A 9,616-nucleotide genomic window follows, 5' to 3' on the forward strand; every position below is an offset into this window, starting at 1 on the left:
GGTCGCGCGCGGCAAGGTCGGCGGCCCGCCCGGCGTGCCGCCGAGGTCCAGCTTCGCCGACAGCGAACGGAAACCATGCTCGTCGAGGAACGTCTTGAGCGGAAGCGGCGGGATGGCGCCGAGCTTGAGCGTGTCGAGCGCGTCGGGCAGCGCGACGTCGCGCTTCAGGTCGACGAGGATGCGCGACAGTTCGGCCATCGGGCGGTGCTCGATCAGATTATCGCGCAGCTTCGACGCCTTCATGCCCTCGGCGCCGTCGAGCGCCGCGGTCAGATTGCCATATTCCTGGATCAGCTTGGTCGCGGTCTTTGGCCCCACGCCGCGCACGCCGGGGACATTGTCGACGCTATCACCCATCAGCGCGAGCACGTCGCCCACCAGATCGGGCGTGACGCCGAACTTCTCGTTCACCGCTTCCAGCCCGAGGCGGACATTTTTCATCGTGTCGAGCATGTCGACGTGCGGACCTTCGTCAGGTTCGCGGATCAGTTGCATCAGATCCTTGTCGGACGACACGATCGTGACATCCCAGCCCTCGCGCACCGCCGCTTCGGCATAGCTTGCGATCAGGTCGTCGGCCTCGAATCCCTCCATCTCGATACACGGCAGCGAAAAGGCGCGCGTCGCATCGCGGATCAGCGGAAACTGCGGACGCAAATCCTCGGGCGGTTCGGGCCGGTTCGCCTTGTACTGGTCATAGATTTCGTTGCGGAACGACTGGCTGCTGTGATCGAGGATCACGGCAAGATGCGTCGGCCCATCGGCGTCGTGCAGATCCTTCGCTAGTTTCCACAGCATCGTCGTGTAACCATAAACCGCACCGACGGGCACGCCCTTGGGGTTCGTCAGCGGCGGCAGGCGGTGATAGGCGCGGAAGATGTAGCTGGAGCCATCGACCAGATAGAGATGATTCTTCTCGGACATGGCGGGGATGTAGCAGGGCTTATGCGGATGGCCTAGCTGCGGCATCGCTGTCGATTGCCGCGACATGTCGATGCTGACAAGGACGTGCGCCGGGCGTCAGCGAACGGTTACGCTTACACCGGCTCGACCAATGCAAATCGCTTCGCCCGGCTGACGGCCTGATTGAGTTCGCGGTTCGTGACGCCTTTCATGCCCTTCGCCACGCAAATTCCGCACATTGCTGTGAGCGTTCACATGTAAATATGCTACTACACCGCTACAGGCGGATTGTGAGCCGCCCGATGCCATGGCGGGAGAGGGAAATTGGTATCAGATATGGTCGATGAGCTGCTGCGCGCGGTCGGTGATGTGCTTGGCGCACACGGCCCGGCGGTCCATTCCGCAGCCAGCTATACGCCGACCGACTTCAGCATCCATTTCTTCCTGCAGATCGCTGTGATTCTGATCGTTTGCCGCGCCGTCGGCTGGGCCGCGAAGAAATTCCTGGGCCAGCCGCAGGTCGTTGGCGAAATGATCGCCGGCGTCCTGATCGGTCCCTCGCTTTTCGGCCTCTTCTTCCCGGAATTTCAGGTGGCGCTGTTTCCGAAGGAGACGCGCAACATCCTCTATGTGTGCGCGCAGGTCGGTGTCGGCCTTTATATGTTTCTCGTCGGCACGACGCTGCGCCTCGACCATTTTCAGTCGAAGGCGAAGAGCGCGATGGGCGTGTCCGCCGCCGGCATCATCGCACCGTTCCTGTTCGCCGCGCTGATCACGCCCTTCCTGCTCGATGTGCCCGGCCTGTTCACCGAGGGACTGAGCCAGGGCAGTGCGACGTTATTCATGGGCGCGTGCATCGCGCTCACCGCTTTCCCGATGCTGGCGCGGATCATCAACGAACGCGGCCTCGCGAACACATCGCTCGGTACACTGACGCTGACCGCCGGAGCGTTCGACGACGCGGTGTCGTGGTGCGTGCTCGCGATCGTGCTCGCGACCTTCGGCGGCGGCCCGGGCGTTGCGCTGATCGCGATTGTCGGGGGGTTCAGCTTCGCGCTCTTCATGTTCTTCATCGGGCGCCGGCTGCTTGTTCCGCTCGGGCGCATCGTCGAGGAACGCGGTGAAATGAGCGATACGATGTTGTCGATCGTTCTGATGCTCTTCGCGCTCTGCGCCTTCGCCATGGACGCTGCGGGCATCCACGCGGTGTTCGGCGGCTTCATCCTTGGCGTCTGCATGCCGCGCGGAAAGCTGACCGAAGAGATCAAGCGCAAGGTCGCGCCGATCACGATCCTGCTCGTTCCGGTCTTTTTCACCTACTCGGGGCTCAACACGCGGCTCGATACGGTGAACAGCCTGACTTTGCTCGCGCTTGCGCTCGGCATTCTATTCGTCTCGATCGCGGCAAAGTTCGGTGCCTGCTGGCTTGCGGCGCGGATCGCGGGCGAGGACAACCGCACCGCGCTTGGTATCGGCGCGTTGATGAACGCCCGCGGCCTGATGGAACTGATCATCATCAACATCGGACTGCAAAAGGGGATCATCGGCCCGACGCTCTTCTCGATGATGGTGCTGATGGCGATCGTCACCACGGTGATGGCGGGGCCACTGTTCGAGATCGTCTATGGCCGCAAGGCGCGCGAGACGGGCGAACTCGGCCGGCTCGGAACCGAGGGGCCGGACGAGCCGGGGCACGCCGACCAGCTGACCGCGAGGCCCGCCTGACAAACTCCCGAATTCCCCCGCTCCGGGCCTTTGCCGGAGCGGGGGAATTCGCAATCGGACCATGACGATAATCTGGTTTGCGGCGCCGCTGGTACTGCCTGGCGGAACTGCCGCTCGCGCCGGGGAGGTTTCGGTCAAACCCTTGCTTGACGCGCGGCCCCGCATGAATTCGCTCTCGTCGATCCCGAATGAACTGCAGCCTATTGCGGAAACGCTTTCAACAAGCGGTAATTTGCGGCACCGGAGCGACGTCATGATGAAGAGCCTTCGCCCCTATCTTGTCTGGTTCGCGGTCGCGGTGTTGCTGGCCATCGGCGCGATCCTCGGCATGCAGTGGGTGCGCGCCCATCCCGAGCATATTCCGGGTGTGCGCTTTGAACTAGCGCACCCGCGAGGCTGGGCGACGCACGGGAAGCTCGTCGCGCTGGCCAGCGACGACACCGCCTGCTTCGCGGCCTTCGACCGGGCGGAGGCGGGCTATCTGCGGCGCCCGGCAGTAGGCAACGACGTGTGCCGTGCAAGCCAGCGCATGATCCTGACCGGCAACAGGTTCGCGCCGACGATGCGCCCCGCGAATGCGGCGCCTGGCTGCGCGGTCACCGCGGCGATGATTGTCTGGAACCGGGATGTCGTCCAGCCGCTGGCAGAGAAGCATTTCGGACAGAAGGTGGTCGAACTCGAAAATCTTGGCAGCTATAATTGTCGCAAGATCGCGGGCGGGCAGGCTCAGAGCGAGCATTCGACCGCCAATGCGATCGACATCTCGGCCTTCATCCTCGCCGACGGGACGCGGATCACCTTGATCAACGACTGGAAACCGGGCGACCGGCGCAGTGAGTTCCTGCACGAGGTCCGGGACGGGTCGTGCGGTCTGTTCAGTACGGTATTGTCGCCCGACCATAATGCCGCGCACGCCAATCATTTCCATTTCGACATGGCAGCGCGGACAGCGGGCTGGACGGTCTGCCGTTAGAGCGGTTTCGAATAGAGGATAGAGCGCGCTTCTTCCGCGAACCCGCACGCCGTGTGCCAGGCCTGACTGCCGATATTGTCGAGTTCGACGTCCGACCCTATGCGGTCGTGTCCGTCACGGCGGGCCCGCGCCTCGATCGCGGCCAGCAACGTCCGTGCGCCGCCTTCGCGGCGTATATGCGCGTCGACCCATATCCCCTCAATATGCGGATAGGGCGCGACGGGGCAGCCGTCGAACATCGCGCGGAGCTGTACCTCGGCAAAACCGATCGTGCGATTCGTATCGTCCGTGAGGATGAAATTCCAGAGCGTCGCGTCGTCGAGCATCGCGGGCAGTTCTTCGGCGAGTTCCGCCGCGTTGGCGTTCGGCCAAAGCCGTGCGCGCATCGCTGCCCAAACGGGAACGTCGGCGATTCCCGCATGGCGCACGCGCATCGTCAGACGGTAAAGCTCTCGCCGCAGCCGCAGGCGCCTTTGGCGTTCGGATTCTCGAACACGAAGCCCGCGGCGAAATCATCCTCGACCCAGTCCATCGTACTGCCGATCAGATACAGCACCGACGCGCCGTCGATGTAGAAGATGCCGCCCGGCGTTTCGATCTTCTCGTCGAACTTCACCTCTTCGGTGACATAATCGACTGAATAGGCGAGCCCCGAACAGCCGCGGCGCGGCGTCGACAGGCGAACGCCGATCGAACCCTCGGGCGCCGACGCCATCAGCTTCGCAATGCGCTCTTCCGCGCCGGGGGTCAGGGTGACGGCGGCCGGGCGTGCGCGGGTCTTGGTTTCGGTCATCACAGCATTCCCAGTTCGAGGCGCGCTTCGTCGCTCATATTCTGCGGCGACCAGGGCGGGTCCCAGACAAGATTGACTTCGGCATCGCCGACGCCCGGCACCGCGCCGACGCGCAGTTCGACCTCGGCGGGCATCGATTCGGCGACCGGGCAGTGCGGCGTCGTCAGCGTCATCGTGACCATGACATGCCCCTCGTCGATCTCGACATTGTAGATGAGGCCAAGGTCGTAGATATTGACCGGGATTTCGGGGTCGAAGATGTCCTTCAGCGCGTTGACGACTGCTTCGTACAGGTCGCCGCCGACCGCGCCCGGTTCGGCTGCCGCCGGCTTGGCCGCGAGGAAGCCTTCCAGATAGTCGCGCTTGCGTTCCAGCTTTTCGGGTGCGGTCTCGACATCCTCGACGCGCGCCTTGGGCGGCGCCTCGACGCTCGTGACTTCCTCGATCTTGATCATCCGGTCCTCACTCATCCGAAAATCCTCTCGACGCGGGCGAGGCCGTCGACCAGCGCCGCCACATCGTCGTCATTGCTGTAAACGCCAAAACTCGCGCGCGCGGTCGCCGCGACGCCCAGATGCTCCATCAGCGGCTGTGCGCAATGGTGCCCGGCGCGGATCGCGACCCCGCTTTCGTCCAAGATAGTGCCGATGTCGTGCGGATGAACCCCCGCCATCGCAAAACTCACGATTCCGGCGCTATTTTCAGGACCGAACAGCGTGATGCTGTTCTTGCGTGCCAGCGCCTCGCGCAGCGTGCCGACCAGCGCGCATTCATGCGCGTGGATCGCATCGATGCCGATCGCTTCGACATAATCGACCGCCGCCGCGAGCCCGATCGCCTCGATGATCGCGGGGGTGCCCGCTTCAAAGCGCGTGGGGGCAGGGGCGTAGGTCGTTTTTTCGAAGGTCACGCGGTCGATCATCGACCCGCCGCCCTGCCAGGGCGGCAGCGTGTCGAGCTTGTCGCTCCACAGCACGCCAATGCCGGTGGGGCCGTAGAGCTTGTGGCCCGAGAAGACATAATAGTCGCAGCCGAGTACCGGGACATCGACCGGGAGCCGCGGGACCGCCTGACAACCGTCGATCAGCAGTTCGGCGCCGACCCGGTGTGCGATTTCCGCGGCGCGCGCGACGTCGAGCGGGCTGCCGAGCACGTTCGACACATGCGCGAAGGCGACCATCGTGTGGTCGGGGGTAAGCAGCTTTTCGGCGGCGTCGAGGTCGATGCATCCGTCTTCGGTCAGCGGGCAGACGTCGACCTGCCAGCCGGCAAGCTGCCACGGCACGATATTGCTGTGATGCTCGAGCACCGACAGCAGCACGCGGCCTTTCTTCGGATGCGAATAAGCGACGAGGTTGATCGCCTCGGTCGCGCCGCGCACGAACGCGATCTGTTCTTCACGCGCGCCGATAAAGCCCGCGATCCGCCGCCGCGCCGCTTCGTAAGCGAGCGTCATGTCGGCCGAACGCGCGTAGACGCCGCGATGGACGGTCGCATAGTCGCGGCCCATCGCATTGACAGTCGCATCGATGACGGCCTGCGGCTTCTGCGCGGTAGCGGCGGTGTCGAGATAGTGCCAGCCGTGGGTCAGGCCAAGAAAATCGCCGCGGACGTCGGGAAAGGTGCGGAGGGCGGTCGCGATGGTCACACCAATTCCCCCAGCTTCGCCAGCGCAAGCGCTCGCAATCGCTCCTCATCCTCGGCGCCATCGAACACGCCCGCGACGAACGCCTGCAGCATCAGCTTCTTCGCTTCGCCCGGCGGCAGCCCGCGCGACTGGAGATAATAGAGCGCTTGTCTGTCGAGCTCGCCGATCGCGCAGCCATGCGCGCACTTCACATCGTCGGCGAAGATTTCGAGTTCGGGCTTGGCGTTGGCGGTCGCGCTGCGGTCGAGCAGCATCGCCTTCACATCCTGTTCGCTGTCGGTCTGCTGCGCATCGCGTGCGACCGCGACCTTGCCGAGATAGGTGCCGGTCGCGGTGCCGCCAAGCACCGAACGCACGACCTGCCGCGACGTCGCGCCGGGCTCGGCGTGGGTGACGGTGGTGACGATCTCGAGATTCTGCGCGCCGCCGCCGATCTGCGCCGCGCCCAAATGGAAGTCGGCGCCCTCGTGCAGCGTTACCGCCAGTTCGATGCGGCCATAGGCGCCGCCAACGTTGAGGATGTGCAGCGACGCGGTCGCGCCCTTGCCGAGCACCAGTTCGATCTGCCGGATCGCGCCTTCATCCTGCACGATCGCGCGTTTGAAATCGCCGCCGGCGGGCACGATGATGCTCTCGGGCGCGGGCAGCGGCCACGCCGCGGTTACCGCGTCGATGTCGCTATAGCGCCAAGCTTCGTCGCGGCGCGAGGGGAGGGTGGCGGTGGTCAAGCCGCAATCTCCGCATAGCCATGTTCTTCGAGCTCGCGTGCCAGTTCTGGCCCGCCCGACTTCACGATCCGGCCGGCCGCCAGCACGTGGACGAAATCGGGCTGCACATAGTCGAGCAGGCGCTGATAGTGGGTGATCAGCAGCACGGCCTTGTCGGGGCGCCGCATGATTGCGTTGATCCCGTCGCCGACGACGCGCAGCGCGTCGATGTCCAGCCCCGAGTCCGTTTCATCGAGGATCGCGAGCTTGGGACCCAGGATGCCCATCTGCACCATCTCGTTGCGCTTCTTCTCGCCGCCTGAAAAGCCGACGTTCACGGGGCGCTTCAGCATGTCCATGTCGAGCTTGAGCAGCCCCGCCTTCTCGCGCGCCAGCTTCAGGAAATCGCCGCCGGACAGCGGCTCCTCGCCACGCGCCTTGCGCTGGGCGTTCAAGCTCTCGCGCAGGAACTGGACGTTCGACACGCCGGGGATTTCGACCGGATACTGGAAGCCAAGGAACAGCCCCGCCGCAGCGCGCTCGTGCGGCTCCATGTCGAGCAGGTCCTGTCCATCGAACGTCACCGACCCTTCGGTAACCTCATAACCGGGCCGCCCGCCGAGCACATAGGACAGCGTGGACTTGCCGGCGCCATTGGGGCCCATGATTGCATGGATCTCGCCCGCATTGATGCAGAGCGACAGACCCTTCAGGATCGGCTTGTCGGCGACGGTGGCGTGGAGGTTTTCAATTTTGAGCATTCAGCTTTTCCCGGAAGGCATGTTCATCAGCCACGAACCACAAGGCGTGGCGCTGGTTGGTTTCACGGACGAAATCGCGAAAGGCCGCACTTTCCGCCGCTTCGCTTTCGAACTCGCCGAGGATGGCGAGGCCGACGTTGTAATTCTGGAACTTTTGCGCGACCGCGCCGAGCAGGCGGGTCGACAGACGGAAGAAGTCGGACGACAGCCGTTCGCGCGGTACAGCGAGCCATGTCGCTTCATTCGACCAGGCTTCCGACAGAAAATCGTTAGCGTCTTCCTCGCGCGTGAGAACCGGGCCCACGGCCTCCATGAGGTGATAGGCGGCGGTCACCCCACGCTCCCCTCAAGCGAAATTCCCAGCAATTTCTGCGCCTCGACCGCGAACTCCATCGGCAGCTGCTGCAACACTTCCTTGGCAAAGCCGTTGACGATCAGCGCCACCGCCTCTTCCTGCCCCAGCCCGCGCTGCATCGCATAGAAGAGCTGGTCGTCGCTGATCTTGCTTGTCGTCGCTTCATGCTCGACGGTCGCGCTCGGGTTGCGGACTTCGATATAGGGGACGGTGTGCGCGCCGCAGGTGCTGCCCAGAAGCAAACTGTCGCACTGGGTGAAGTTGCGCACGCCTTCGGCATTCGGCGCGACGCGGACGATGCCGCGATAGGTGTTGTTCGACTTGCCCGCGCTGATCCCCTTGGAAACGATGGTCGAGCGCGTGCGCTTGCCATTGTGGATCATTTTGGTGCCGGTGTCGGCCTGCTGGAAATTATTGGTAACCGCTACCGAATAGAATTCGCCGACGCTGTCGTCGCCGTTGAGCACGCAGCTCGGATATTTCCACGTGATCGCGCTGCCGGTTTCGACCTGTGTCCATGATACCTTGCTGCGCTTGCCCTGACAGAGCGCGCGTTTGGTCACGAAATTATAGATGCCGCCCAAGCCCTCGGCATTGCCGGGGTACCAGTTCTGCACGGTCGAATATTTGATCTCGGCATCATCCAATGCGACGAGTTCGACTACCGCGGCGTGGAGCTGGTTCTCGTCGCGCATCGGCGCGGTGCAGCCTTCGAGGTAGCTGACATACGCGCCCTTGTCGGCGATGATCAGCGTCCGCTCGAACTGCCCTGTATTTTCGGCATTGATGCGGAAATAGGTGCTGAGCTCCATCGGGCAGCGCACGCCCTCGGGCACGTAAACGAACGTTCCGTCGGAGAAGACCGCGCAATTCAAGGTCGCGAAATAATTGTCGTGCATCGGCACGACCTTGCCGAGCCACTTCTTCACCAGTTCGGGATATTCGCGGATCGCTTCGGAGATGGAGAGGAAGATCACGCCGGCGCGCTTCAGTTCCTCGCGGAAGGTCGTCGCGACGCTGACGCTGTCGAACACCGCGTCGACCGCGACCTTGCGCGCGCCCTCGACCCCCGCGAGCACCTTCTGCTCCTCGATCGGGATGCCGAGCTTCTTGTAGACCTCGAGGATTTCGGGATCGACCTCGTCGAGCGAAGAAAGCTTCGGCTTCGCCTTGGGCGCCGCGTAATAATAGGCGTCCTGATAATCGATTGGCGGGACGTTGAGCTTCGCCCAGTCGGGCGTCTCCATCGTCTGCCAGTGGCGGAACGCCTTCAGCCGCCAGTCGAGCATCCATTCGGGCTCGTTCTTCTTCGCCGAAATGAAGCGGACCGTATCCTCGGTCAGCCCCTTGGGCGCGAAGTCGGTTTCGATGGCGGAGGACCAGCCATGCTCATAATCGGCGACCTTCGCCGCGGCGTCGTGCGCGGCCTGGTCCTTGACGGGAAGTTCGGTGTTGTCGGTCATAATCTGATCTCGTCGCCGGCCAATGCCGGGATCGGCGGAGGGGAGGGGTGTTTCGGGGCGACGCTCAAACTCGCCAGGCTGATTTCCGCCAGCGCCCCGCGCACCGCGCCGTTCACGACGCCCCAATGCGGCTGCACCTTGCAGCTCCCTTCGAGCGAGCAATCATGGCGCCCTTCGGACACGCAGGAGGTGAGCGCGATCGGCCCTTCGACCGCTTCGATGATGTCGGCAACGTTGATTGCCGCCGCGGGCCGCGCGAGCCGCACCCCACCGCCGCTGCCGCGCGAC

General features: G+C 64.0%; 12 protein-coding genes. 2 read left to right on the top strand and 10 right to left on the bottom strand.

The features are described from left to right. Window positions 1–924, bottom strand: a 924-nt coding sequence (locus VN047_RS11335; RefSeq protein ID WP_325542722.1) for a 5'-3' exonuclease, incomplete at its 3' end; no start/stop codon positions are given. A gap of 315 nt (window positions 925–1,239) precedes the next feature. On the opposite strand from VN047_RS11335, the gene VN047_RS11340 reads away from it, so the two are divergent. Continuing rightward, a complete protein-coding gene (locus VN047_RS11340; protein WP_325542724.1) occupies window positions 1,240–2,628 on the top strand; it encodes a cation:proton antiporter in 1,389 nt (462 codons plus the stop codon). 253 nt (window positions 2,629–2,881) lie between these two features. After that, window positions 2,882–3,601, top strand: coding sequence for an extensin family protein (locus VN047_RS11345; protein WP_325542726.1), 720 nt, complete (start codon window positions 2,882–2,884; stop codon window positions 3,599–3,601). Here the strand turns inward: VN047_RS11345 and VN047_RS11350 are convergent. The 9 genes from VN047_RS11350 to VN047_RS11390 form a co-directional block, all read right to left on the bottom strand. Beyond that, the gene (locus VN047_RS11350; RefSeq protein ID WP_325542728.1) at window positions 3,598–3,987 is read right to left on the bottom strand and encodes a GNAT family N-acetyltransferase; all 390 of its coding nucleotides are present in this window, start codon (window positions 3,985–3,987) and stop codon (window positions 3,598–3,600) included. The genes VN047_RS11345 and VN047_RS11350 overlap by 4 nt on opposite strands. Window positions 3,988–4,037: 50 nt before the next feature. Continuing rightward, window positions 4,038–4,394: an iron-sulfur cluster assembly accessory protein gene (locus VN047_RS11355; RefSeq protein ID WP_325542729.1), complete on the bottom strand. Its 357-nt coding sequence runs from the start codon at window positions 4,392–4,394 to the stop codon at window positions 4,038–4,040. Continuing rightward, window positions 4,394–4,864, bottom strand: a complete 471-nt coding sequence (locus VN047_RS11360) for an SUF system Fe-S cluster assembly protein (protein ID WP_325542731.1) — start codon at window positions 4,862–4,864, stop codon at window positions 4,394–4,396. The genes VN047_RS11355 and VN047_RS11360 overlap by 1 nt, the downstream gene beginning before the upstream one ends. Beyond that, window positions 4,861–6,042 (bottom strand): aminotransferase class V-fold PLP-dependent enzyme, encoded by a 1,182-nt coding sequence (locus tag VN047_RS11365; RefSeq protein ID WP_414712700.1) that lies wholly within the window; start codon window positions 6,040–6,042, stop codon window positions 4,861–4,863. Before VN047_RS11365 ends, VN047_RS11360 begins: the two co-directional genes overlap by 4 nt. Further along, window positions 6,039–6,770: a SufD family Fe-S cluster assembly protein gene (locus VN047_RS11370; RefSeq protein ID WP_325542732.1), complete on the bottom strand. Its 732-nt coding sequence runs from the start codon at window positions 6,768–6,770 to the stop codon at window positions 6,039–6,041. Before VN047_RS11370 ends, VN047_RS11365 begins: the two co-directional genes overlap by 4 nt. Beyond that, window positions 6,767–7,510, bottom strand: coding sequence for a Fe-S cluster assembly ATPase SufC (gene sufC / locus VN047_RS11375; RefSeq protein ID WP_325542734.1), 744 nt, complete (start codon window positions 7,508–7,510; stop codon window positions 6,767–6,769). Before sufC ends, VN047_RS11370 begins: the two co-directional genes overlap by 4 nt. Beyond that, window positions 7,497–7,844: a DUF4180 domain-containing protein gene (locus tag VN047_RS11380; RefSeq protein WP_325542736.1), complete on the bottom strand. Its 348-nt coding sequence runs from the start codon at window positions 7,842–7,844 to the stop codon at window positions 7,497–7,499. The genes sufC and VN047_RS11380 overlap by 14 nt, the downstream gene beginning before the upstream one ends. After that, on the bottom strand, window positions 7,841–9,328 hold the full coding sequence (sufB, locus tag VN047_RS11385) for a Fe-S cluster assembly protein SufB (protein WP_325542738.1): 1,488 nt from the start codon (window positions 9,326–9,328) through the stop codon (window positions 7,841–7,843). Before sufB ends, VN047_RS11380 begins: the two co-directional genes overlap by 4 nt. Continuing rightward, window positions 9,325–9,616, bottom strand: a 292-nt coding sequence (locus tag VN047_RS11390) for an RrF2 family transcriptional regulator (RefSeq protein ID WP_325542740.1), incomplete at its 5' end; no start/stop codon positions are given. The genes VN047_RS11390 and sufB, both read right to left, overlap by 4 nt.

Source organism: Sphingopyxis sp., assembly GCF_035565275.1.
Taxonomy (GTDB): Bacteria; Pseudomonadota; Alphaproteobacteria; order Sphingomonadales; family Sphingomonadaceae; genus Sphingopyxis.

What these genes read in the sequence shown, in the direction of transcription:
- VN047_RS11340 (WP_325542724.1), top strand. Translation starts at nt 1,240, where the DNA reads ATGGTCGATGAGCTGCTGCGCGCGGTCGGTGATGTGCTTGGCGCACAC.
- VN047_RS11345 (WP_325542726.1), top strand. Translation starts at nt 2,882, where the DNA reads ATGATGAAGAGCCTTCGCCCCTATCTTGTCTGGTTCGCGGTCGCGGTG.
- VN047_RS11350 (WP_325542728.1), bottom strand. Translation starts at nt 3,987, where the DNA reads ATGCGCGCACGGCTTTGGCCGAACGCCAACGCGGCGGAACTCGCCGAA.
- VN047_RS11355 (WP_325542729.1), bottom strand. Translation starts at nt 4,394, where the DNA reads ATGACCGAAACCAAGACCCGCGCACGCCCGGCCGCCGTCACCCTGACC.
- VN047_RS11360 (WP_325542731.1), bottom strand. Translation starts at nt 4,864, where the DNA reads ATGAGTGAGGACCGGATGATCAAGATCGAGGAAGTCACGAGCGTCGAG.
- sufC (WP_325542734.1), bottom strand. Translation starts at nt 7,510, where the DNA reads ATGCTCAAAATTGAAAACCTCCACGCCACCGTCGCCGACAAGCCGATC.
- sufB (WP_325542738.1), bottom strand. Translation starts at nt 9,328, where the DNA reads ATGACCGACAACACCGAACTTCCCGTCAAGGACCAGGCCGCGCACGAC.